Here is a 22,560-nt window from a genome sequence, read left to right on the forward strand (position 1 = left end):
GGCCCACGAGCAAGCCAGCTGCATCACGCACACGAACCACGCCGAGCACACGCCGAGCACACGCCGCCAGCACCGATATCACGGGACCGCATCGTTCCGTCCGACACGCACAGACAGCGTCCCACGGATGTCACCGCGCAGGCGGATACTCGAATGGTGGGGAGACCAAGGGAGGTCTGATCATGGCACTGAAGACCGATGCCGCGAAGCCGACGACGCGGCTCACCTGCTCGTCGTGCGGGACGACGCCCGCCGACGAGGAGCAGGGCACCGCCCGGCTCACGTGGAGTCGCAGCGTCGAGGGCGGCCGGACGACCTGGACGTGTGACCGCTGCAGCCGGGACAACATCCGCTCCATCGAGAGCAAGCTCGACCCCGAGTGGTGGTAGGTCCGCGAGGGACCGAAGAGCACCTGGGCTGGGAGGTCAGGCGTCCGGCTCGGGCCGGCCCAGCGGCATACCCCTGACTCACTCGTCGGTGGGGACGTCGTGGATCGGAGGGAGATCCGCGCCAGGCAACAGGGCGTCGACCGCCTCCCTGCCGCGCACGCGGCCGCCGAGTTGGCTCAGCACACCGATCCCGCCACTCCACACCCGGTGGATGAGCAGGTACTCCGGCGGGAGGTTGAGTTTGTACGCGAGGACATAGTTCGGTTGCCGGGGGTCGTTGATGTGCGCGAACACGCCTCGCAGCCATGCTCGGGTGAAGGTGAACTCGTCGCTCCGTAGCGGGTCGATGAAGGGCGCGAGGTACTCGAGCAACCGGTCGGCGTCGATCTCGATGTGCGGCTTGATGAAGCCGGCCTCCCGGAGCCCGGACAGGACGGCGTCAGCCCCGCCCTCGAGCCCGGCCGTGAGCAACCGCCCCATCTCCGGGGGCATGCCGTCCGGGAGGCGATTGACCGCCCCGAAGTCGACCACGCCGAGACGGCCGTCGGGGGTGATGCGGAAGTTCCCTGGGTGCGGGTCGGCGTGGAGGAGCCCGGCGTCGGCGGGGCCGGCGAGGAGGAATTCCATATAGAGCTGGGCGGCCTCGTCGCGCTCGTCCTGGGTGCCGTCGCGGATGATCTCGCTCAGCGGCCGACCGTCGACCCATTCCGAGACGATCACGTGCTGCGTGCCGCGGACGAGCTTCGGGATCTGGAAGTCGGGGTCCCCGTCGAAGGCCTCTGCGAACGCCGCTTGGTTCCGCGCCTCGAGCCGGTAGTCGAGCTCCTCCGCCATCCGGTCGCGCAGCTCGTCGAGGATGGGCGCCAAGTCGATCCCGGGGATCCAGCCGGCCGTCATCTTGGCGACCCGCGAGACCTGGCGAAGGTCACTCATCAGCGCTGCCCCGGCGCCGGGGTACTGGATCTTGACAGCGACGTCCCGGCCGTCCTTCCAGACCCCGCGGTGGACCTGCCCGATCGACGCGGAGGCCACCGGTCGGTCCTCGAAGGCACGGAAACTCCGGCGCCACTGCGTGCCGAGGTCGGCGCGCAGGACGCCGTGGACCGAGCTGGTCGGCATCGGGGGTGCGCTGTCCTGCAGCTTGGTGAGCATGGCGCGGTACGGCCCGGCCATCTCCTCGGGGAAGGCGGCTTCGAAGATCGACAGGGCCTGCCCGAACTTCATGGCACCGCCCTTGAGCTCGCCGAGCACCTGGAAGAGCTGCTCGGCGGTGCGAGTCTGGAGCTCGGCCGCGACGAGCTCGGCCGGCCGTCCTCCGAGGCGCTTCCCGAGCCCGAGGGCGGTCCGCCCCGCGAAGCCGAGGGGCACGGTGGCGAGCTTGGCCGAGCGCACGACGGCCTTGCGCGGCAGCTCGGTCACGTGGTTCACCCCCAGATCGGTCACCCTGACTCTAGACGCCCGCGCGACCGCTTCGGCACTTCCCACCGGAGACGCCACGGACACCGTCAGGCGACACCCGCCCCCGCTTCGTCGTGCCCGCGACGGCAGTGGGGGTGGACGACCCAGCGCCGGTGGTCCATGCGGGGCCAGGGGAGGCTGACCTCCACCGAGACCCCGGCAGGGACCGGGGCCTCGGTGAGCAGAAGCTGCGCGAAGAGCGTGACGCATCCGGCGACGAGGTGGGCCAGTGCGGGGTCGGTCTCAGCGACGATGTCACGTCGCACCACCTCGCCCGGTGCGCCGCACACCTGCGCCAGGAGTCCCGGCCACGATGTGTCCCGGTCGGTGCGATGCAGGTCGAGGCACCAGAGGCAGGGGCCTCGGAGGCCCGGCTCGATCAGGGGACCGATGGACGCCCGCGGCCCCTCGACGACGACGGGCAGGTGGGCGATGCCTCGGCGCAGCCACGGGTCACCCGAGCGCGGGTCGAGCGCCACCGGCCCGACGAGGACGGCGAGCGCGGCAGCGGCTTGGCGATCGCGGTCGCGAGGCCCCACGGCACGGGGACCGTCCGCGCCGGGGGAGTCGGGCCGGGGCGGACGGCCGGCCACGGCATGCAGCGCGAGGTCCGCGTCCGAGGCGGGGGCGACGAGCGAGTCGAGGCCGCCACGGCGCAACAGCAGGCACACCTCGTCGAGCAGCGGGCCGTGGCCCTCGAGAAGGATCGTGGTCGCCGGACCCACATCCGGGACGTGCTCGATCACCCCGAGGCCCTCCACGAGGTCGAGGAGCGTGCGCCATCGATGAGCTGGGATGCCGACGTCCGCGGCAAGGCGATAGGACGTGGGAATGGGCAGGGAGCCGTCGAGACGGGCCAACGCATGGGCCTCGGACTCGCTCACACCGGTGACGATGGCGCCGCCAGGACTCACACCGAACTGGATCTCGCCCGTGTTGCGCCGGATCGGGCGGCGCCACGGCGGAATGCGCGGATGCCGCCCTGCCGCGCCTGCTGGTTCATCCGGCTCGGCCGCGGGCCCGGCCGCGCGGAGCTCGCTCCTGCCCCGGCCCGGTGGGCCGCCGTCTGCTGACCCCATGGCTCTTTCGCGCCTCCCCAGTCTGCTGTGCACCGCCCTGGCCGGGCGGACGCAACCGTCGCCGTGTCGCGGACGCCTCGTCGCGCCGTGGCTCGAGGGTTGCAAAGAGCGGGTGCTGCGCGCGGCGGCCATCCACAGGGTCCATCGCGACTCCAGGGAAGCAACCCCATGGAAGCACTTCCAGCGGAGCACGGTCGCGCACGGCACAGCACGGCAGAGGTTGCAGCAGACATGGGCGAGGGGCGGAACCAGGCTGGTCCCGCCCCTCACCCGCGCGTCACGGGAGGACGCGCACCGGACCTGTCAGGCCTTGCCCAGGATGCGGTTGAGGTTCGTGCCGCAGACGGGGCACTGGCCCTTGGCCATCCTCCGCCCGTTCTCGGACACGACGACCTTGCCCTCGGCCTCGCGCTTCTCCTTGCACTTCACGCAGTAGAACTCGCCCTTGTAGGTCTCGTCAGCCATTGGTGTCTCCTTGTACTGGCACCCCTCTGATGGGTGCCTCGGCTCGTTCAACCCTAGAGCACGCTGAGCACGAGATCACGCTCATCCCTGCGTGGGCGCGTCCGTGCGTCGGGCGGTGGATTCCCCCACGTCGGGGTCCGGGGGTCGGACACCCGGCCGTGCTGGGTCACGGGAGTCGCCCCTTCGGCCTACCCTGCCGTCATGGCGAGGTCCCGGCACGAGCTGCGGCGAGAGGTGGTGGAGACGGTCGTCGACGGGGTGACCGTCGAGGTCCGGCGCAGTTCGCGGCGTCGTCGCACGGTGTCCGCCTATCGCCAGGAGGGGCGTCTCGTCGTACTCGTTCCCGCCCGGCTCACGAAGGCGGAGGAGGGCGAGTGGGTGCGCACGATGCTCGCTCGGGTGACGGCCTCCGAGAAGCGGCGCCGCCGGTCCGACGATGACCTGCTCACGCGAGCCGCTCGCCTCTCGGCGACCTACCTCGACGGACGAGCGAGGGCCACGAGCGTGCGGTGGGTCTCCAACCAGGAAACCCGTTGGGGTTCCTGCACACCGGCGGAGGCGTCGATCCGGATCTCGGACAAGGTTCGTGGGATGCCCGACTGGGTGCTCGACTACGTCCTTCTCCACGAGCTGGCGCACCTCATCGAGCCCGGGCACGGCGCCGCCTTCTGGTCCCTTCTCGACGGTTACCCGCGAACAGAGCGGGCGCGCGGCTACCTCCAGGGCGTGGCCGCAACCGCAGGGCTGACGCTCAGCGACGAATGACCTCGTGGGCGGCCCGCACGAGCGGCTGGAGCTCATCGCGGGTCTCAGCGGGGAGCGCGTCGGCGGGCCACCAGCGCACATCGAGGGACTCAGGGCTCACGGTGTGGACGGCGTCGTCGGCTGCGACCGCCGCGTAACGCACGTCGAGGTGCTCGCGGCACCGGCCGAAGCCGTCTCCGAGGGAGTGCCGGTCCAGCTGGATGATCTCCGGCAGGGTGACGAGCTCGGCGATGCCCGACTCCTCCCGGGCCTCCCTCACGGCGCCGTGCCGCATCGTGAGGTCGCCTGGCTCGAAGTGCCCTCCGAACTGGAACCAGCGGCCGGCCTTCTGATGGAGGGTGAGCAGGACGTGGTCGCCCGACGTGTCGAGGACGAGGACGCTGCCCGTGAGGTGCGCGGGTGGGCCGCTGCGGGCCATGGCGTCGGCGTGGTGGGCGAGGTGGGTGAGGAAGGCGCGGCGGAGGTGTTCCTGCCCCGGGTCGGGCGCCTGCCATTCGCGAAGTCGCGCGATGGCGTCGTCACGGAGTGGGCCGTATGCCGCTGCGCCACTCCCGGGGCCACTGGCCTCCGCGGGTGGCCGGGTCCGTGGCTCGGTCACTCGCGCTCGTCGCCCCCGTCATGGGTAGCGTCCTCGCCCGCCGGGTCGCTGCCCGCCGGGTCGCTGCCCGCCGGGTCGCTGCCCGCCGAGTCGCCGGCTGCCGCCTCGTCGAGGATGTCACGCAGGACGGAGTCGAGATCCGTGCCGAGGTCCTCCGAGCCCAGCGCGCCCTCGGGCAGGCCCTCGAGCTGCTCGTCCGCATCCGTCCGGCCCGCGGCTCGCTCGACGTAGCCGATGATGTCGTCGAGGTCGTCGGAGGTCGGCGCGAGGTCGGGGTGCGACCACCGGCCGTCGCGCAACGCCGGACCTCCGGCGTTCTCGAGGGCGGCCCAGAGGTTCGCCCCGTCGCGAAGTCGGCGCGGCCGCAGCTCGAGACCGACGAGGCCCGCGAACGTCTTCTGAGCAGCGCCCCCGACCCGTCGACGCCGCACGGTCTCGGCGAGCGCAGCGGCTTGGGGGAGATGCGCAGCGGTGGCGCGATCGGTCACGTGGTCGACCCACCCCTCTGCGAGCGCGAGGAGGGTCTCGAGCCGGTCGAGGGCTCGGCGCTGGGCGGCGGTCGGCTGGGGCCGGAAGAGGTTTCCCTGGAGTGCTGTGCGCAGGGCATCGGGGTCGGTCGCGTCGATCGTCGAGAGGGCCGTCTCGATGGCGTCGGTGTCGATGGTGATGTTGTGGGCGTAGTCCGCGACGGCGGACATCAGCTGTGGGCCGAGCCAAGGCACCTCGGCGAAGAGGCGGACGCGCGCCGCCTCACGGACGGCGAGGTAGAGCCGGACCTGTGGGAGGTCGATCTCGAGCGAGGACGCCAGCTCCTCGACGTTGCCCGGCAGGAGGGCGACGAGACCCGGCTCGGTGAGCGGCAGGCCGACCTCGGTCGCGCCGACCACCTCGGTCGCGAGCGTGCCCACGGCCTGCCCGAGCTGCGCCGCGAACATCTGGCGGCTGAGGTTCGAGAGCATCGGAGCCCACTGCTCGAGCATGGCGGCCGGGTCGAAGCCCGAGCCGAGCATCCCCTGCAACTCCGGCGGAAGCGCGTCGCCGAGGGCCTCGGGGCCGAGGTCGCCGAGCTGCTTGCGGATTGCGTCGGAGGTCGCCTTCGTCACCCCATCGGACACGGGCTCGACGAGGTCGAACCACCGTGGCATCGTCGCCTCGACCCACTCGGCACGGCTCAGACCCGTCGCGCGCCACGCGGGCGTGCCCAGCGCCGTGACCTCGTCCAGCCACAGCATCGCCACGGACACCGCGTCCGCCACTTCGCGCGCGGCGCTCGTGTCATGCGTGTCGTTGCCCTGCGCGGCCAGGACATGCTTGCGCGCCACGTCCGTCGCGAGGTCCCGGGCGCCGGTGGGAGATTCCTGCGCGGACATGAAGGTGCCGAGCTGGGCACGCATCGCCGCCTGGGTGGCGGGGTCGCTCGGGTCCACGCCCATGCTGCGCATCGCGGCTGCGAGCTCCGGGTTCTCGGCCGCTTGGCCGAGAACCTGCTCGAGCATCGACCCGAGATCGCTGGGGTCGAACCCGGGCATCCCGCTCGCGGGAAGTCCGCCGCCCGGCCCGTCGCCGGACTGATCCGGTCGGTCGTCGTCGCCGTCGAAACGACCCTGGTCGTCGGGGTCACGGTCGGACATGGTGCTCCTCGGATCGCTGGCCTGCGCGGCGGTGGCCGCCCTTCGAAAAGACAACCACGAGACTCTCACGATCGTTCCCTCACGACGAGCACGCCACTGGTCGTCTGGCACGACACCCAGCCGGGCCGCATACGATGTCGGGCGTGACCGTCACCCTTGCCGAGATCCGAGAGACGCCGCTGTCCGTCGACGAGGTGCTCTCGAGCGTGGCGGATGCGCGCGCGGGTGGCACTTGCCTGTTCGTCGGCACGGTGCGCAACCACGACGCGAAGGATGGCTCCGAGGCCGGAGTCACGCAGCTCGACTACAGCGCCCACCCGCAGGCGGTCGAGGTCGCTCGCGCTCTGGCAGAGCGGCTCGCCGCCGACGGTCGCAGCGTTCGGATCGCCGTGGTCCACCGCATCGGCCGTCTCGAGGTCGGCGACCTCGCCGTGGTCGTCGGCGTGAGCGCAGAGCACAGGGGCGAGGCCTTCGAGGTCTGCCGGGAGCTCATCGACGAGTTCAAGGCGACCGTGCCGATCTGGAAGCACCAGCGGTTCGCCGACGGCACGGACGAGTGGGTGGGCCTTCCGTGAAGACGATTCGTCGCCTTGCGGGGGACGAGAGCGCGGCACCACCCCTGTTTCCGGCCCCAGCACGCCAGCCGGCGCCGCTGAGTCGGGGCAACGTCATCTTCCTCGTCGGCTTCTTCCTCGGTCTGGCGGTGCTCGTCGTCGGCAACCTCGTCCACGTCCCCTTCGCGATCATGAGTCCCGGACCGACGATGAACACCCTCGGCGAGGTTCCCGGGGAGGCGGACGGCACCTCCCTCATCAGCATCGACGGGCTGCCCACCTACGAGGCCGAGGGCGAGCTCAGCTTCACCACCGTCTCCGTGCTCGGTGGGCCCGGGTATCCCGTCGACGCGTTCGACGTGCTGTGGGCCTGGATCGACCCCTCGCAGGACGTGCTCCCCGTCGACGAGGTCTTCGACCCGGAGGCGAGCGAGGAACGCATCGCCGAGGAGAACGCCATCCAGATGGAGGGCTCCCAGGAGGAGGCGACAGCGGTTGCCCTCCGCGCCCTCGGCCAGAAGGTGACGACGCACATCGCGATCGTGGAGATCCTCGACGACTCGCGTGCCCGGGACGCCCTGCGACCGGGGGACCGGATCGTCCGTGTGGGGGACACGAAGGCGACGACCGCCGACAGCGTCCGCGGCGCCCTCCAGGCGGTCCGCCCGGGCGAGGAGATCGAGGTCGAGGTGACCCGCTCCGGCAAGCAGGTCGTTGCCGACGTGCCGACGACGGCGGGCGCGGAGGGCCGGACGGCGCTCGGCGTCCTCCTCCAGCTCGACTACGACTTCCCGGCCACGGTCACGATCAACGCCGGTGACGTCGGCGGTCCGTCTGCCGGCCTCATGTTCGCGCTCGGCGTCTACGACAAGCTGACGCCCGACTCGCTCACCAACGGGCGGGACGTCGCCGGCACCGGCACCATCGCGGACGACGGCGCCGTGGGACCCATCGGTGGTATCAAGCAGAAGATGGCCGGCGCCCGATCGGGCGGCTCCGAGTACTTCCTCGCCCCTCGCGACAACTGCCCCGAGGTGGTCGGCAACGTCCCCGCAGGCCTCGAGGTCTTCGCTGTCGACTCGTTCGCCGAGGCCACCCGCGCCGTAGAGGGCATCGCGTCCGGCAGGACGTCCTCGCTGGGGCGCTGCTAGTCCTCGAACGTCGCCAGGAGCGCGGCGACGAGCCCGGGGGCGATGTCCTTGCCTGTCGCGACAGCGTCGTCGGAGTCGTGCTCACGCTGCCGGAGAAGGCAGATCGAGGAGCCGTCACGGAGCACGGCGACGAGCAGGCGCACGTCGCGGCGGTCCGGATGGGACGCGAGCGCCTCGACCGCCGACTCCGGGCGCTCCGGGAGGTCACGCTCGGCATCCGGCGGCACAACGATGCGTTCGATCGCGAAGGCGCACCCGTCGACCTCGTCGGGCCAGGCGATGCGGCCAAGGAGGGTCTCGAGGGACGAGGTGGCGGGCAGCCCCTCCTGCTCGATCGCCGTGAAGGTGCGTGCGGCCCGGTCGGCCGGCCCGAGCTGGTCCCGCAGGTGCGGTTCGCGCGCGAGGAGGGCGGCCGTGCGGACCAGGGCGAAGAGGCGTGCCGGCTGGTCCCACCCGGCCGAGGCGACGTGGCGCTCCGTGTCGAGCGCGGCGACGGTGAGAGGGTCGGCGGCGAGGGAGGTGACCGGCTGCTCATCCACGGGCCCATCCAACCACTCGACCGGGCCTTGCCGGCCAGCGGCGCCGGGTACCCACGCGACGGCCACATCTTCGCGGCGGAGCCGGCACAGCGGCATACGGCATCCGTTCCGTCGTCATCGCGGCTCGGCCCAGCGGGGGCCCGCGGGGGACGCGGCACGGAGTCCCAGCCCGTTCGGGTTATTGTTGCCGGAGCGGTACTCCAGCGCGGCGAGACCGGCCCGATCCGAGCATTTCGAGGCGACCCAACGTGAGCGACAGCGACTTCGGCCCCCCCAAGGGCACCTTCGGCGACGGCGAGGAGCCCGGCGCGGCGCGGAGAGCGGCGCCCATGCCGCCCAGCCGCAGCCCTCTCGTCACCGCGCTCGTCGTCGCGGGCGCCCTGCTGCTCGTCGTGGCCACGCTGGCCACCTTCTGGACCGAGGTGCTGTGGTACCAGTCCGTCGACTTCTCCGGAGTCTTCGCGACCCAGCTCGTGACGAAGGTGGTCCTCGGCCTGATCGGAGGGCTCTTCACGGCCGCGGTGGTCTGGTCGAGCATCCACGTCGCCTTCCGCAACCGCCCGATCTACGCGCCGTCCCCCGACACCCAGGCGATGGAGCACTACCGCCAGCTCGTCGAGCCGATGCGCCGCACCGCGACGATCGCCGCACCGCTCGCCATCGGCCTGTTCGCAGGACTGTCCGCGGCCACCCAGTGGGACACCTTCCTGCTGTGGCGCAACGGCACCACCTTCGGCACCACGGACCCGGAGTTCGGCCTCGACATCGGTTTCTTCGTCTTCGACCTGCCGTGGATCAACTTCCTCGTGTCCTTCCTGACGATGGTGCTCGTGCTCGGCTTCATCGCGGCCGCCTTCACGCACTACCTCTACGGCGGCATCGTCGCCGGCCAGCGGACCAGGTCGACCCAGGCGGCGAGGGTGCACCTGTCGGTCATCGCGGCCGCGCTCGTTCTCGTGCGGGCCGTGGCCTTCTGGGTCGATCGCTACAACCTCGCCAACGCGCAGTCGACGCGCATGACCGGCATCCAGTACACCGAGGCCCACGCCGTCATCCCGACCAAGGGGATCCTCGCGATCGCCGCGCTCATGTGTGCGGTGATGTTCGTCAGCACGATCTGGACCCGCTCCTGGCGGCTGCCGCTGGTCGGCGTGGCCGTCCTCGCTGTCGTCGTCGTGGCCGTCGGCGGCATCTACCCGGCGTTGGTGCAGTCCCTCAAGGTGCGGCCCTCGGAGAAGTCTCTCGAGCTGCCCTACATCGAGCGCAACATCGCGGCGACCCGAGCGGCCTACGGCTTCGACGACGTCAAGGTGGAGCCGTATGACACGTTGACGACGGCGAGCCAGGGCCAGCTGCGTGACGACGCGGCCACCATCCCCGGCATCCGCCTCATCGACCCCAACGTCGTCAGCCCGACGTTCAAACAGCTCGAGGCCTCCAAGGGCTACTACCAGTTCGCCGACGTCCTCGACGTCGACCGCTACAACCTCGATGGCAACCTCACCGACACCGTCATCGCGGTGCGCGAGCTCGACCTGACCGGCGTCCCCGATGGGCAGCGCAACTGGCTCAACGACCACACCGTCTACACGCACGGCTACGGCGTCGTCGCTGCCAAGGGCAACACCCGCGAGGACGACGGCCGCCCCACGTTCTTCGAGTCGCAGATCGGCACCACGGGCGTCCTCGGCGAGTACGAACCGCGGATCTACTTCGGCGAGTCCTCACCCGAGTACTCCATCGTCGGGGCGGGGAAGAAGGAGTTCGACTACCTCTCCGACGGCAACGTGCAGGTGACCAACAGCTACGCCGGCAAGGGCGGGGTCGAGCTGGACGCGCTCCGCCGGATCGCCTACGCCTTCAAGTACCGGGAGATCAACTTCCTGCTCTCCGACGCGGTGACGAACGACTCCCGGTTGCTGGACCACCGCACCCCCCGCGAGCGCGTCGAGCGCGTCGCCCCCTGGCTCACCCTCGACGGCAACGCCTACCCGGTCGTCGTCGACGGACGGGTCCAATGGGTCCTCGACGGCTACACGACGACCGACATGTACCCGTACTCCGAGATGGCCACCCTCGACGCGGCGACCTCCGACTCAGTGACCCGCACGCGGGACTCGGTCCAGGCCATCCGCTCCGGCCAGATCAACTACGTGCGCAACTCGGTGAAGGCCACCGTCGACGCCTACGACGGCACCGTGACCCTCTACCAGTGGGACGAGGAGGACCCGATCCTCGCCGCGTGGATGAAGATCTTCCCCGACGCGGTGACACCCCTCTCGGAGATCAAGGGCTCCCTCATGGAGCACCTGCGCTACCCGGAGGACCTCTTCAAGATCCAGCGCCAGCTGCTCACCAAGTACCACGAGACCGACGCGGGCTCGTTCTACGGCGGCCAGACCTTCTGGCGGGTCCCGCTCGACCCGACGCGGGGGGCGAACGCGGAGCAGTCGCTCCTCCAGCCGCCCTACTATCTGTCGCTCGCCATGCCGGGCCAGGAGGAGCCAGCCTTCTCGCTCACCTCGACCTTCATGCCGGTCGGTGACCGCAACCTGCTCACGGGGTTCCTCGCTGCCGACGGCGACGCGGGCTCCGAGGACGGGAAGAAGAAGCCCGGCTACGGCCAGCTGCGCCTCCTCGAGCCGACGAACACCACGGTCAAGGGCCCGGGCCAGGTCTACAACGACATGCGGTCGTCGCAGGTGTCGTCGACCGACTCGGGCTTCGGCACCCTGGCCCAGTTCATCTCGACGACGGCACTTCAGGGCGCCGAGGTGACTTTCGGCAACCAGCTCACCCTGCCCGTCGGCGGCGGAGTGCTCTACGTCCAGCCCATCTATGTGCAGGCCTCGGGCGCCGGCGCCTATCCGCGCCTGTCCGCGGTGGCGGTCGCGTTCGGCGAGAAGATCGCGTGGGCGGGCTCCCTCGACGACGCCCTCAACGACCTCTTCGGCGGATCGTCCGGGGCGGCCGCTGGTGACCAGGGGACCGACACCCCGGTCACCCCGGATGGCACGCCGACCGGCACCCCGACCGGAACGCCGACCGGCGCCCCGACGGCGAGCCCGACCACGTCGGCCCCCGCCCCGACGGGCACGCCAGACGCAGATGCCCTCCGCCAGGCCCTCGCCGACGCCGACGCGGCCTTCCGAGACGGCGAAGAGGCGCTGCGCAACGGCGACTTCGCCGCCTACGGCGAGGCGCAGGAACGGCTCGAGGAGGCCCTGGCCCGGGCCGCGGCCGCTGCCCCCGAGGCACCCTGATCGGGGTCCAGACGGCCCGACTGTCGTTCCAGGAGCGGTGCACTCACGATTCGGGCACCTCCGACGTCGCTCATGTGGCGTCCGAGGTGCCCGATTTGGCCGTCCGGACAGATTCCCGTAAGGTTGTCCATGCCGACGCGGGGTGGAGCAGCTCGGTAGCTCGCCGGGCTCATAACCCGGAGGTCGCAGGTTCAAATCCTGCCCCCGCTACGAAGAAGGTCCAGGTCAGCCCATGGCTGTCCTGGACTTTCGCTTTGGGGCAGATGCAGTCGTCACGGGAGCCCCGCGCGGTCGAACTCCTGCTGTAGTCGCGGACGGCGACGGTGGGTCTCCCGAAGATCGGCGATGAGCCTGTCGACCTCGACCGCTTGATCGGACCCGTTGGCGAGTTCCTGCATCTTCGCCAGCCGTTCGGCAGCGAGTCGGTAGTGCTGAGCGCCGGCCTCGACCAGTTCGTTCTCGACGAGGCGCTGGTGGATCGGCAACACTGCGAGCGGGTCGACGTGCTCGTACACCTTCACCAGCTCGCTCCATGTGTGGTCGCTGTCGAGGACGAGGGAATGAGCGAGGTTCCACGCGAGCTCGGGCTCCTTCAGGGTCAGGAGTGCGAACAGCACCGCGTCGCGGGGGCTCGCCGCGAGCGTGGCCATGACCTCATCGCGGTAGTCGGGCCATTCCTTGCCAGTGGCCTTGTGCAGCCGGGCTGCAGTGGTCGAGGACGGCCAGCGCCGGAAGACGACCAGCCGCGCGTCCAGCGCTTCGGCGGCCCGGTATTGCTCGAGGAGTCGGCACCAGTAGTCCGCCGCCTTGAGTGACTGGTGCCCGCGGTCGAAATCGGTGGCCTGCTTGGCCCAGTGGATGGCCAGTTCGATCTCGCCGATCTCCTCGAACGCCTCGGCGGTGTGCTCGAGCCAGGCCGCGACCTTCCGGTCCCTGGCATGGGTTCGGATGATGGCGTCGATGTCCTTGTCGAGGACGGCGAGTCGCTGGGCATTCCAGTCCAGGGTCAACCAGTGGTGGGAGTGGCTGGACGACCACCGATCATCATCGGAGGGACGGGGCCCGAGGCTGGCTTCAACGACGTGCAGTCGCTCGCGATACGCCTTCATCCCGCTCTCGCCGAGCGCCGGCGCGTACGCCACGGGATCGAGCTCGAAGTAGTCGACGTCGCCTTCGAACTGGAACTGCATCATCCAGTCGATCAGCGTTCCCCTCGGGACGCGCGCGGCGATCGCCACCCTCGGGTGGAGATCGAGAAGCCGACGGCACGCGTCGCCGATGATGCCAGTGGAGTCGTCAGCCCGGGCGATCACCTTGATCGCGCTGGCCAGCGCCTTGTGAGTCACGGCGTACACCTCGGCCGGGTCGGTGGTCGGAACCGCCGTCTCGAGGATGTCGACGGCGTCGTGCATGTCGCGCCCATGGGCGTTGGCGGTTGACCAACGCCAGAGCTCGGCACGGGTCCGGATCAGCGGCAGTACGGCGTCGGCCAGGAAGGTCACCCGCTCATTCTTCACGCCCCGGGCCCAATACACGCCGCCCCACGTCATACACGCCGCCCCACGTCCCGTCTGTGCCAACCCCTTGCCTCGTTGATCCCGCCACGTCGCGTCTCGATCCACGCCGTCTGCACTCATCTGGCTACCTCCCGTGGCCCGAGAACGGCTCCGTCGATGTGCCCCACCACCTGCCATTCCCACCGTCCCGTTGACGGAAATGTCGTCCCGGATGTCACGGGGCGAGGCGCTGTCTTGTCTAGATACCGAAGAGGAGTCCTGAGAGGACCCACTCGCGAGAGAAGGAAGTGCGCATGAACGAGCAGAGCACACACCAGCGCGTCGCGTTGGTCACGGGCGCCAACAAGGGGATCGGTCGTAGCGCGGCCGAGCAGTTGGCCGAGCTGGGCATGACGGTCCTGGTCGGCGCCAGGAACCCGGTTCGTGGGGAAGAAGCCGCGGCTGCGGTACGGGCGGCTGGCGGCGACGCGCATGCTGTCACCCTGGACGTCACCGACCCTGCGACAGTCAAGGCGGCCGCGACGCAGATCGACGAGCACTACGGTCACCTCGACGTGCTGGTCAACAACGCCGGGATCACCGGGTCAGGCCAAGTCTCTCCGCAAGACGCCCATGATCAGATCCCCAGCTCGGTTGACCTGGACATGGTTCGTGCGGTGTTCGAGACCAATGTCTTCGGAGTCATCGCCGTGACCAATGCAATGCTCCCGCTGTTGAGGCGGTCGCAGTCGCCCCGCATTGTCAACGTCGCGAGCCACGCGGCGTCCGTGTCGCTCATGAGCGACCCTGACGGCCCCTTCGGAGCACTGTTGCCGTCGGCGGCCTACACGCCATCGAAGTCTGCGTTGTTGGCCCTGACGGTGCAGTACGCAAACGAACTGCGGAAGGAGGGAATCCTCGTCAACGCCGTGGCCCCGGGATTCGTCGCCACCGACAGCAACAACCACACCGGATTCGTGCCCGTCGAGCAGGGAGCCGCCGTGCTGGTCCGTCTGGCCACCATCGGCTCGGACGGACCCACGGCAGGCTTCTTCGGCGAAGAGGGGCCGGTGCCGTGGTGACGGAGCTCGCGCGCGGCACGCACTTTCTGGCTCCGGAGCAGAAGGCCTGGGATGACTTCAACATCGTCGACGACGGGCCAGCTCCGAGTGGACGGCGGCGGGTGGACCGGCTCAGGTGACCCTCGCTAGTCTGCGAGGCAGCGTCGCGTGTCGGTGGCAGACCGTGTCAGGCATGGAGGCGCCGGATCAGAAGGAGCACGACGATGAACCCGTCGTTTCCTTCGCCCTCGCGTGACTGAGGGCGAGAAGACCAGGCTGACTGCCTGGGGCCACGAGCTGCGCAGCGTGCACAACCGTCTGCGTGAAGCGTTGCAGGTGACGCGCACTGCCCTGGTCAAGGGGGAGGCGACGGAGTTGGCGACGCGTGATCTGCTGCTGTTCTGTCACGGGTTCTGCACTGCACTGACCCGTCACCACGAGGGCGAGGACCGTGAGCTGTTCCCGGCCATCGGCGCAGCCCATCCCGAGCTCCGGGACACCCTCCTCAAGCTGCAGCAGGACCACTCGATGATCGCCCACCTCGTCGCCGGGATGCAGGCGACAGTGGAGCGGCGCGGGTCACCGGTCGAGCTCGACCGGCATCTCGAGGGGATCGCCGCCATCATGGAGTCGCACTTCCGTTACGAGGAGCGGCAGCTGCTCACCGTCCTCGACACGCTGGCGTTGGATGCCAACCCGCAGGAGGTGCTCGGCCCCTTGTGAGCGGCGGCGGTCGCGATGGTGCCGACCGTGAGACCGGGCAGCAGGAATGCGCCGAGCACGATTGCCTCGTAGGGTGACGGGAGGGTCCGCCCATCGGTGGGGGACCGGGCGGAGGCGGCGACATGGACTTACTCACCAAGACGGACCTGGATCAGCTGGCCGAGCGCGGGCGTCCCGACCTGCACGTGTCGCTGTTCATCCCCACCCATCCATCGGGCGCCGGCACCAAGGCCGACCCCATCCGGTGGAAGAACGTGGTCGGTCGGGTCGAGCAGCTCCTCGTCGACCGAGGATGGCGCGAGCCCGAGATCGCAGAGCTGCTGGGGCCGGCCCGGGAGCTGCGTGACGACCGCCTCGCCTGGAACTACATGAGTGACGGGCTGGCGATGTTCCTCAGGCCGGGGTGGCACCGGATGTTTCGCGTCCCGGCTGGAGTTCCCGAGGTCGCGACGGTCGGCGATCGGTTCGTCGTCGGTCCCCTTCTCCGGATCGTCACCGGGGACAGCCACTTCCTGCTGCTGGCGCTGAGCCAGCGCAACGTGCGGCTGCTCGAGGGCAGCCTGCAAAGGGTGGAGGAGCTCGAGCTCGGGGATGTCCCGACGAGCCTGCGGGAGGTCATCGAGCCGTCTGAAGGACGGTCAGAGACTCTCGCCATCCCCCTCAGATCAGGGTCGCGCGGCGGGGGTCTGGCCGTGTTCTACGGGCACGGCGCGGCGGGCGACGACCTCAAGCAGATCCAGGTCCGCGACTTCTTCAGGCAGGTTGCTGACGGACTGCGCGACTACCTGACCGGTCAGACCCTTCCCATGGTGCTCGTTGGCCTGGACGAGACGCTGTCGCTGTACCGCGAGGTCAACGGCTATCCGAACGTCGTCGAGGATGCCGTCCGGCAGAATCCCGACCAGCTCTCCGCGGAGGAGCTGCACGCCGCGGCCTGGCCGTTGGTGGAGCGGGGACTGATCGACCTGCGTGATCAGGCAGTCAGCCGCTTCGAGGAACGACACGGCACGGGCCTCGCGTCGAGCAATCCGGCGCGGATCGAGGAGGCGGCCGGCCAGGGACGGGTGGAGACCCTGTTCCTCGCCACCGAGCCGTGGTGCTGGGAGCAGCTGGGCGAGCCTGCGTCGGTCGTCGAGCTCGGCGCCGACGACGCCTTCGCGCACTGTGAGCTGCTCGATCGGGCGGCCGTCGACTCCCTGTCCGCGCAGGGGGACGTCTACGCCATGCCTGCTGCGGAGGTGCCTGGTGGGGGCGACGTGGCTGCGATCTTCCGCTACTGAGGCGACCGCTCGCTCGGCGAGCTCGGGTCAGGTCCGGATCGAGTCCTTCGGCAGGTCGAACCAGCGCAGGTGGTCGAAGTCGGGGTTGACGCTCGCCGCCTCGCCACCGACGGGCATGGCCTCCTGCATGATGCGGGCGCCCTCCACGAGGTAGTCCTCCAGCGCGGACTCAGGTGCCCGGTCGGCATGGCGCGGGTAGGTCATCCGGCCGTCCTCGAAGCGGACCTGGTCGAGGCGCAGGGGCGGCTCGACCGGCCCGCGCTTGTGCGTCCAGCGCCCGGTCGCCGGGTCGAAGTCGTAGTCGCCGAGCAGGCGCCAGCCGTGTCGAGCGACGAGCCGCACGGCCTCGACGATGTAGGCGAAGACGGTGTCCGAGATGAAGTAGTTGAAGTTCACTCGGACCCACCCGGGTTTGATGCCCTCGCAGCCCCGCGTGGTCTCGCGCTCGAACTCCTCGGAGCGGTCGAGGTCGATGCCGAGCAGATGGTGGCCGTAGGGTCCCGCACATGAGCACCCACCGCGCGACTGGATGCCGAACAGGTCGTTGAGCACCGCGACGACGAAGTTGTGGTGGAGGAACCGCCCTCCTTCGGCGCGGACGGTGAAGGACACGATCGAGAGTCGCTCGGCGTCGACGTTGCCGAGGATGTCGATGGAGGGCTCGGTGGACCAGGCGGCGATCGCGCGGCGGAGGAAGTCCTCCTCCCGGGCCCGGATGACGTCGACCCCGACGGCCTCCTTGAGCCGGAAGACGAGGCCGGCCCGGATGGCCTCGATGATCGCGGGAGTGCCCCCCTCCTCCCGGTGTGCCGGGTCGGTGAGGTAGTCGTGAGTGGCTGCGCTGACGAAGGCCACCGTCCCGCCTCCGACGACGTCGGGCACCCGGTTCGTCAGGAGCTCCCGGCGCACGACGAGGACCCCGGGCGTGCTTGGCCCCCCGATGAACTTGTGCGGGCTGAGGAACACGGCGTCCTTGCGTGCGAGGTCCTTCCGGGTGGGGGCGTATGCCGCTGAGCGGGCTTCCCCGGCGCCGGTGATGTTCGCGCCCTCCCGACCTTCACTTCCGCCGCGCCCGGCGTCCGCTTCACCGTCGTCGCGGCCGTACATCGAGATCTCGACGTACGGGCCTGCGGCAGCGAAGTCCCAGAACGCCAGGGCGCCGTGCTCGTGGAGGACCGTCGAGATCGCGTCGGTGTCGGTGAGGATGCCCGTGACGTTGCTTGCTGCCGAGAACGACCCGATCTTCAACGGACGGTCGGCATGGTGCTGCAGGAGGCCGCGCAGGGCCTCGATGTCGACATGGCCGTCGAGATCCTGGGGGACCACGACGACGTCGGCGACGCACTCGCGCCAGGCTAGCTCGTTGGAGTGGTGCTCATAGGGTCCGACGAAGACGACGGGCCGCTGGTGCGCTGGGACGAGCGTGCTTGCCTGCCAATGGTCCTCGAAGGCGGAGGGGACCCGGAGGCCGAGGATTCCAATGAGCTTGTCGATGGCTCCGGTGCAGCCTGATCCGGCGAAGATGACCACGGTCTCGTCATCGCCCCCGACTGCGTCCCGGATGGCCCGTCGTGCGTCCTCGCGCAGCCGGGTCGTCTGCAGGCCCGTCCCCGAGGACTCGGTGTGGGTGTTGGCGTAGCGAGGGAGGACCTCGTCCCGGATGAAGTCCTCGATGAAGGAGAGCGCTCGTCCCGAGGCGGTGTAGTCCGCGTAGGTGACCCTGCGTGGCCCATAGGGGCCGGGCAGGACCTGGTCCTCGCCGATGACGGAGTCGCGGATCGTTGCGAGGAGGTCGGGTGGGGTGACGTCGCCGCTCATGACGCCAGCATATGTGCGGGTTATGTGAGGCGCGAGATGGATAACGCGGCGTTACGCTATCCCAAGAGTGCGCCACAGTCCGAGGCGACCCCCGCCGACTTCACGTAGGGTCATGCCGTGACATCGATCGCCTATCCCCTCGTCGAGCGGACCCTGGCCAACGGCCTGCGGGTCATCGTCTCCGAGGACCATGCCGTTCCCAACGTCGCCGTGAACCTCTGGGTCGGCGTCGGCTCGCGCCACGAGGCGCCGGGGCGGACTGGGCTGGCCCACCTCTTCGAGCATCTCATGTTCCAGGGCAGCCGCAACGTCGCCTCAGGGGAGCACTTCAGCGCGCTGATGAACGAGGGCGCCCGGCTCAACGCGACGACGTGGTTCGACCGGACCAACTACTTCGAGACGGTACCGGTGGGCGCCCTCGACCTCGCCCTGTGGCTCGAGGCCGACCGTCACGGCTACCTCCTCGACGCGGTGACGCAGGAGAACCTCGACAACCAGCGCGATGTCGTCAAGGAGGAGAAGCGCCAGCGTTACGACAACGTCCCCTACGGTCAGGCGCTCATCGACATCTACGCCACGGTCTTTCCCGAGGACCACCCGTACCACCACCCGACGATCGGTTCCATGGAGGACCTCGACTCGGCGACCCTCGAGGATGTCCACGCCTTCTTCCGGGCGCACTACGGTCCCAACAACACCGTGCTCACCCTCGTCGGCGACCTCTCGCCCGAGCAGGGTTTCGCTGCGGCCGAGCGCTACTTCGGCGACCTGTCGCCGGTCGAGGTGCACCACCGGGAGCGGCTGCCCCAGCTGCCCCCGATCGCCGACCCGGTCCGTCTCGACCGGCCGGGAGACGTCCCGAACGACCGTCTCTACATCTCGTTCCGGCTCCCGGTCGACACCACCCCTGAGTACCACGCCTGCTCCATCGCCCTCGACGTGATGAGCGGCCTGGCGAGCTCTCGGCTCATGCGCCGCCTCGTGCGGACCGACGAGACGGCGACCTCGGTCGCGGGCTGGTCGATGGGCCTCGTCGACGGGGTCGGCCTCGGCACGATCACCGTCGACATCGCCGCCGGTGCGGACCCGGAGCAGGTTGAGGCGACGGTCTGCGAGGAACTGGCCCGGTTCATCTCGGAGGGCCCCGACGAGGGCGAGCTCGAGTCGGTCATCGCCGACACCGAGCGCTCGTGGCTGAGTGCGCTCGCGAGCATCGAGGAGCGGGCGGACCACATCAGTCACCATGCGATGCTGAGCGGGGACCCCGCCTACGTCAACACGTTCGTCGAGCAGGTCAGGGCGGTCACGGCCGGGCAGGTGCGGGCGGAGGCGGCACGGTGGCTCGATCCCGGATCTCGTGCCGTCGTGCGGTACCTCGCCGAGGACGAGGCGGAGGCCGCGGCATGACCGCCACTGCACGACCTGCTGTCGCCCCGCCGCCGCAGTGGTCCTTCCCGGAGGCCACCAGCCACGACCTGCCCAACGGCATCCGTCTCGTCGCCTACGACGTGCCCGGGCAGTACGTCATCTCGCTCCGTCTGGGCCTGCCCGTATCGGTGAGCGCGGAGCCACGTCAGGTCGAGGGCGTCGCGACGATCATGGCCCGGAGCATGGACGAGGGCACCCGGGCGCACTCCGCCGAGGAGCTCGCGCGCCTCCTCGAGCGCAAGGGCGTCAGCTACGGGGCGGCCGTGAGCGAGGCGGGCATCACGCTCGACCTCGACGTCGTCAAGGGAAACCTCGAGCCTGCCCTCGACCTGCTCCGGCAGATCCTCACGGAGCCGGTGTTCCCCGAGAACGAGGTCGCCCGACAGGTTCGCACCCGCCTCGCCGAGATCGAGCAGGAACGCTCCATCCCGGGCCACCGTGCGGCACTGGAGTTCGTCGCCACCTTCTATGCCGAGGACGAGCGGGCATCCCGGCCCACGGGAGGTTCCCGCGAAACGGTCTCACAGGTCACGAGGGACGACGTGGCGGCCTTCCACGAGGAGCACGTCATCGCGGCGGGGACGACGATCGCGATCGCCGGTGACCTGTCCGGCCTCGACGTGCGTGCGCTCGTCGAGGAGTCGCTCGGTGGCTGGCGCAGTGGCGCGGACCGACCCTCGTCGCTCCGCCGTGCCGCCACGCTGGCCGACGATCGCGGCCGTATCGTCGTCGTCGACCGCCCGGGGTCGGTGCAGACCGAGATCGTCGTCGGCGCCCCTGGCCCGGATCGCTCGGTCGAGGGCGGTTGGGCGCCCTATCCCGTCATCGGTTTCGTCCTCGGTGGGTCACCCAATGCGAGGATCGACGCGGTCCTGCGCGAGGAGAAGGGCTACACCTACGGCATCCGATCGAGCTTCCGCCCGCGGCGCACGGGCGGGATCTTCCTCACCTCCGGGTCCGTTCGCGCAGACAGCACCGCGGAGTCCCTCCGTCTGCTCGTCGAGATCCTCGAGAGTGGGCGGGAGGGCTTCTCCGAGCAGGAGGTCCGCTCCGGGGTCGACTTCATCAGCAAGACCGCTCCCGGTCGATACGCCACCGCGGATGCGGTGGCGGACGAGGCCATCAGCATGGCGCTCGACGGGCGCACGACGGAGTTCACGACGGCGAACCTCCGCGACCTCGAGGGCGTCGACCGCGAGCGGCTCGATGCAGCATTCCGACGATTCGCCTCGACGGCCGGGGTGGCACAGCCCGACAGCGCGCCCGGCAGCGGCTGGACAACGGTCCTCGTGGGCGATGCCGAGGCGCACCGGGCCGCCATCGAGCACCTCGACCTCGGCGCAGTCACTGTCGTCTCCGACTGAGCGACCGAGACCAGACCACCCGCCGACTCCGGTTGCGCCGGAAGGTGGCTCAGCGGCATACGGTCAGCGTGGTTGTCTGGTCAGTGGGGTCAGTGCTCCGCCACCGCGGCAGGGGCGCCGATCCGGCGGAGAACCTCGTCATGGAGCAGGCCATTCGTCGCGACGGCGTTGCCGCTCCAGCACCCCTCACGGCCGTCCAGCCCGGTGAAGCGGCCACCCGCCTCCTCGACGATGGGCACGAGCGCGGCCATGTCGTGGACGGCGAGCTCGGGCTCGGCGGCAATGTCCACGGCGCCCTCCGCGACGAGCATGTAGGACCAGAAGTCGCCATAGGCCCGGGTCCGCCAGCAGTCGTCCATGAGGTCGAGGAAGTCGTCGCGGCGACCGCGCACCCTCCAGCCCGCCAGCGAGGAGTACGACAGGGACGCGTCGCCGAGGCGGCCGACCTGAGAGACGGAGATCCGCTTGGCCGCACTGATCGAGCGACCGCTCCACGCGCCGGACCCGATCGCCGCCCACCAGCGTCGCTGCAGCGCCGGCGCAGCGACGAGGCCGAGCACGGGGTGGCCGTTGTCGACGAGGCCGATGAGAGTGGCCCAGACCGGGACACCGCGCACGAAGTTCTTCGTCCCGTCGATGGGGTCGATGATCCAGCGCCGGGGGCCGTGTCCGGTCGTCTCGAACTCCTCGCCCTCGACCGCGTCGCGCGGGCGGGTCCGCTTGAGCTGAGACCTGACGAGCTCCTCCGCTGCGCGATCGGCATCGGTCACCGGGGTGAGGTCCGGCTTGCTCTCGACGATGAGGTCCGCCGAGCGGAAGCGTGCCATGGTCACCCGCTCGACCGCGTCGGCGAGGACGTGGGCCAGACGAAGGTCGTCGTCGTAGGAGGTCACTTGGCGGAGCCTAGCGCCAGCACGCCCGTCGTGACCGGCAAGGGCGCCACCGGCCCAGCGTCTTTGTATCTGGCCGTATGCCGCTGTGCCGGGTTGCTCTGTCCTGCAGACGATTCGGCGAGAACGGCAGACGAGCCGCCCGCCGCTGACTTGACACGGCCCCGGGTCCATCGGGGAGTGTGGAGGAGTCCGAGGCGTGTGCGCACTTGCCCCGAGAGGTGGTCGTAGGCGTCAACGCCGGCTCAGCCCGGCGACCGCACGAAGACAGGAGTCTCGAATGCTTACCGTGACCGAGAACGCCCAGGCCGTTGTCAAGGGCCTGACCAGTGACAATGCATCACCGACAGCTGGACTGCGCATCGCCCGCGACCAGGACCAGCTCGCCGTGCGGGTTGTCGCAGAGCCGCAGCCGAGCGACGTGGTCGTCGACGCTGGTGAGGCGCGTGTCTACCTGGCCGAGGACACGGCCCCGACACTGGAGGACCAGACCCTCGACGCCACCCAGACGCCCGAAGGGATCGGGTTCACGCTGGCCGGGAGGTCCTGAGTCCTGAGCCCGGCGCCGGCCGTCCGTCGCACCACGCGTCGGGCGGCCTCGCCATTCT

The 22,560-nt window shown here is 70.0% G+C and carries 20 protein-coding genes and 1 tRNA gene; 12 read left to right on the forward strand and 9 right to left on the reverse strand.

What is annotated here, in order from left to right; genetic code table 11:
• The first annotated feature begins 182 nt into the window (after positions 1-182).
• Complete coding sequence (locus LOY02_RS01055; protein ID WP_317180460.1) at positions 183-389, forward strand: hypothetical protein; 207 nt, start codon at positions 183-185, stop codon at positions 387-389.
• Positions 390-467: 78 nt separating this feature from the next.
• Here LOY02_RS01055 and LOY02_RS01060 read toward each other — a convergent pair whose 3' ends face one another.
• The 3 genes from LOY02_RS01060 to LOY02_RS01070 all read right to left on the reverse strand — a co-directional run bounded on the left by LOY02_RS01060 (position 468) and on the right by LOY02_RS01070 (position 3,391).
• On the reverse strand, positions 468-1,808 hold the full coding sequence (locus LOY02_RS01060; RefSeq protein WP_317180461.1) for an AarF/ABC1/UbiB kinase family protein: 1,341 nt from the start codon (positions 1,806-1,808) through the stop codon (positions 468-470).
• A gap of 86 nt (positions 1,809-1,894) precedes the next feature.
• The gene (locus tag LOY02_RS01065) at positions 1,895-2,926 is read right to left on the reverse strand and encodes a hypothetical protein (RefSeq protein ID WP_317180462.1); all 1,032 of its coding nucleotides are present in this window, start codon (positions 2,924-2,926) and stop codon (positions 1,895-1,897) included.
• A 303-nt stretch (positions 2,927-3,229) separates the two neighbouring features.
• Positions 3,230-3,391, reverse strand: coding sequence for a DUF5679 domain-containing protein (locus tag LOY02_RS01070; RefSeq protein ID WP_013493366.1), 162 nt, complete (start codon positions 3,389-3,391; stop codon positions 3,230-3,232).
• A gap of 201 nt (positions 3,392-3,592) precedes the next feature.
• Between LOY02_RS01070 and LOY02_RS01075 the strand changes: the two genes are divergently transcribed.
• Complete coding sequence (locus LOY02_RS01075; RefSeq protein WP_317180463.1) at positions 3,593-4,156, forward strand: M48 family metallopeptidase; 564 nt, start codon at positions 3,593-3,595, stop codon at positions 4,154-4,156.
• Here LOY02_RS01075 and LOY02_RS01080 read toward each other — a convergent pair.
• Both LOY02_RS01080 and LOY02_RS01085 read right to left on the reverse strand, forming a co-directional pair.
• Positions 4,143-4,754 carry an NUDIX hydrolase gene (locus LOY02_RS01080; RefSeq protein ID WP_317180464.1) on the reverse strand — a complete coding sequence of 204 codons (612 nt, stop codon included), beginning with the start codon at positions 4,752-4,754 and terminating at the stop codon, positions 4,143-4,145. The two genes, LOY02_RS01075 and LOY02_RS01080, sit on opposite strands and share 14 nt — an antisense overlap.
• Positions 4,751-6,385 carry a zinc-dependent metalloprotease gene (locus LOY02_RS01085; RefSeq protein WP_317180465.1) on the reverse strand — a complete coding sequence of 545 codons (1,635 nt, stop codon included), beginning with the start codon at positions 6,383-6,385 and terminating at the stop codon, positions 4,751-4,753. Before LOY02_RS01085 ends, LOY02_RS01080 begins: the two co-directional genes overlap by 4 nt.
• 134 nt (positions 6,386-6,519) lie before the next feature.
• Between LOY02_RS01085 and LOY02_RS01090 the strand changes: the two genes are divergently transcribed.
• Positions 6,520-6,960: a molybdenum cofactor biosynthesis protein MoaE gene (locus tag LOY02_RS01090; RefSeq protein ID WP_317180466.1), complete on the forward strand. Its 441-nt coding sequence runs from the start codon at positions 6,520-6,522 to the stop codon at positions 6,958-6,960.
• Positions 6,957-8,090: a PDZ domain-containing protein gene (locus tag LOY02_RS01095; protein ID WP_317180467.1), complete on the forward strand. Its 1,134-nt coding sequence runs from the start codon at positions 6,957-6,959 to the stop codon at positions 8,088-8,090. Before LOY02_RS01090 ends, LOY02_RS01095 begins: the two co-directional genes overlap by 4 nt.
• On the opposite strand, the gene LOY02_RS01100 is transcribed toward LOY02_RS01095, so the two are convergent.
• Positions 8,087-8,629 (reverse strand): PPA1309 family protein, encoded by a 543-nt coding sequence (locus LOY02_RS01100; protein WP_317180468.1) that lies wholly within the window; start codon positions 8,627-8,629, stop codon positions 8,087-8,089. The two genes, LOY02_RS01095 and LOY02_RS01100, sit on opposite strands and share 4 nt — an antisense overlap.
• A gap of 248 nt (positions 8,630-8,877) precedes the next feature.
• Between LOY02_RS01100 and LOY02_RS01105 the strand changes: the two genes are divergently transcribed.
• Positions 8,878-11,892, forward strand: coding sequence for a UPF0182 family protein (locus tag LOY02_RS01105; RefSeq protein ID WP_317180469.1), 3,015 nt, complete (start codon positions 8,878-8,880; stop codon positions 11,890-11,892).
• Positions 11,893-12,028: 136 nt separating this feature from the next.
• Positions 12,029-12,102, forward strand: a tRNA-Met gene (locus tag LOY02_RS01110).
• Between the two features lie 62 nt (positions 12,103-12,164).
• Here LOY02_RS01110 and LOY02_RS01115 read toward each other — a convergent pair.
• Positions 12,165-13,394, reverse strand: coding sequence for a DUF6880 family protein (locus LOY02_RS01115; RefSeq protein WP_317180470.1), 1,230 nt, complete (start codon positions 13,392-13,394; stop codon positions 12,165-12,167).
• A gap of 308 nt (positions 13,395-13,702) precedes the next feature.
• Between LOY02_RS01115 and LOY02_RS01120 the strand changes: the two genes are divergently transcribed.
• The 3 genes from LOY02_RS01120 (at position 13,703) to LOY02_RS01130 (ending at position 16,452) form a co-directional block, all read left to right on the forward strand.
• Positions 13,703-14,470, forward strand: coding sequence for an SDR family NAD(P)-dependent oxidoreductase (locus LOY02_RS01120; protein ID WP_317180471.1), 768 nt, complete (start codon positions 13,703-13,705; stop codon positions 14,468-14,470).
• A 231-nt stretch (positions 14,471-14,701) separates the two neighbouring features.
• Positions 14,702-15,172 carry a hemerythrin domain-containing protein gene (locus LOY02_RS01125; protein ID WP_317180472.1) on the forward strand — a complete coding sequence of 157 codons (471 nt, stop codon included), beginning with the start codon at positions 14,702-14,704 and terminating at the stop codon, positions 15,170-15,172.
• 122 nt (positions 15,173-15,294) lie between these two features.
• Positions 15,295-16,452 (forward strand): hypothetical protein, encoded by a 1,158-nt coding sequence (locus LOY02_RS01130; protein ID WP_317180473.1) that lies wholly within the window; start codon positions 15,295-15,297, stop codon positions 16,450-16,452.
• A 27-nt stretch (positions 16,453-16,479) separates the two neighbouring features.
• On the opposite strand, the gene LOY02_RS01135 is transcribed toward LOY02_RS01130, so the two are convergent.
• Positions 16,480-18,270 (reverse strand): aminotransferase class V-fold PLP-dependent enzyme, encoded by a 1,791-nt coding sequence (locus LOY02_RS01135; RefSeq protein WP_317180474.1) that lies wholly within the window; start codon positions 18,268-18,270, stop codon positions 16,480-16,482.
• Positions 18,271-18,387: 117 nt separating this feature from the next.
• Between LOY02_RS01135 and LOY02_RS01140 the strand changes: the two genes are divergently transcribed.
• Together LOY02_RS01140 and LOY02_RS01145 are read left to right on the forward strand one after the other, a co-directional pair.
• Positions 18,388-19,677: a pitrilysin family protein gene (locus LOY02_RS01140; RefSeq protein ID WP_317180475.1), complete on the forward strand. Its 1,290-nt coding sequence runs from the start codon at positions 18,388-18,390 to the stop codon at positions 19,675-19,677.
• Complete coding sequence (locus LOY02_RS01145) at positions 19,674-21,062, forward strand: pitrilysin family protein (protein ID WP_317180476.1); 1,389 nt, start codon at positions 19,674-19,676, stop codon at positions 21,060-21,062. The genes LOY02_RS01140 and LOY02_RS01145 overlap by 4 nt, the downstream gene beginning before the upstream one ends.
• Before the next feature lie 89 nt (positions 21,063-21,151).
• Here the strand turns inward: LOY02_RS01145 and hisN are convergent, their stop codons facing one another.
• Positions 21,152-21,955 carry a histidinol-phosphatase gene (gene hisN, locus LOY02_RS01150; protein ID WP_317180477.1) on the reverse strand — a complete coding sequence of 268 codons (804 nt, stop codon included), beginning with the start codon at positions 21,953-21,955 and terminating at the stop codon, positions 21,152-21,154.
• 277 nt (positions 21,956-22,232) lie between these two features.
• On the opposite strand from hisN, the gene LOY02_RS01155 reads away from it, so the two are divergent.
• Positions 22,233-22,502: a Fe-S cluster assembly protein HesB gene (locus tag LOY02_RS01155; protein ID WP_317180478.1), complete on the forward strand. Its 270-nt coding sequence runs from the start codon at positions 22,233-22,235 to the stop codon at positions 22,500-22,502.
• Positions 22,503-22,560: the final 58 nt, after the last annotated feature.

Source organism: Intrasporangium sp. (assembly GCF_032907665.1).
In the GTDB taxonomy this organism is placed as follows: domain Bacteria; phylum Actinomycetota; class Actinomycetes; order Actinomycetales; family Dermatophilaceae; genus Intrasporangium.

What these genes read in the sequence shown, in the direction of transcription:
- LOY02_RS01055 (WP_317180460.1), top strand. Translation starts at nt 183, where the DNA reads ATGGCACTGAAGACCGATGCCGCGAAGCCGACGACGCGGCTCACCTGC.
- LOY02_RS01065 (WP_317180462.1), bottom strand. Translation starts at nt 2,926, where the DNA reads ATGGGGTCAGCAGACGGCGGCCCACCGGGCCGGGGCAGGAGCGAGCTC.
- LOY02_RS01070 (WP_013493366.1), bottom strand. Translation starts at nt 3,391, where the DNA reads ATGGCTGACGAGACCTACAAGGGCGAGTTCTACTGCGTGAAGTGCAAG.
- LOY02_RS01075 (WP_317180463.1), top strand. Translation starts at nt 3,593, where the DNA reads ATGGCGAGGTCCCGGCACGAGCTGCGGCGAGAGGTGGTGGAGACGGTC.
- LOY02_RS01085 (WP_317180465.1), bottom strand. Translation starts at nt 6,385, where the DNA reads ATGTCCGACCGTGACCCCGACGACCAGGGTCGTTTCGACGGCGACGAC.
- LOY02_RS01090 (WP_317180466.1), top strand. Translation starts at nt 6,520, where the DNA reads ATGTCGGGCGTGACCGTCACCCTTGCCGAGATCCGAGAGACGCCGCTG.
- LOY02_RS01120 (WP_317180471.1), top strand. Translation starts at nt 13,703, where the DNA reads ATGAACGAGCAGAGCACACACCAGCGCGTCGCGTTGGTCACGGGCGCC.
- LOY02_RS01130 (WP_317180473.1), top strand. Translation starts at nt 15,295, where the DNA reads ATGGACTTACTCACCAAGACGGACCTGGATCAGCTGGCCGAGCGCGGG.
- LOY02_RS01135 (WP_317180474.1), bottom strand. Translation starts at nt 18,270, where the DNA reads ATGAGCGGCGACGTCACCCCACCCGACCTCCTCGCAACGATCCGCGAC.
- LOY02_RS01145 (WP_317180476.1), top strand. Translation starts at nt 19,674, where the DNA reads ATGACCGCCACTGCACGACCTGCTGTCGCCCCGCCGCCGCAGTGGTCC.
- LOY02_RS01155 (WP_317180478.1), top strand. Translation starts at nt 22,233, where the DNA reads ATGCTTACCGTGACCGAGAACGCCCAGGCCGTTGTCAAGGGCCTGACC.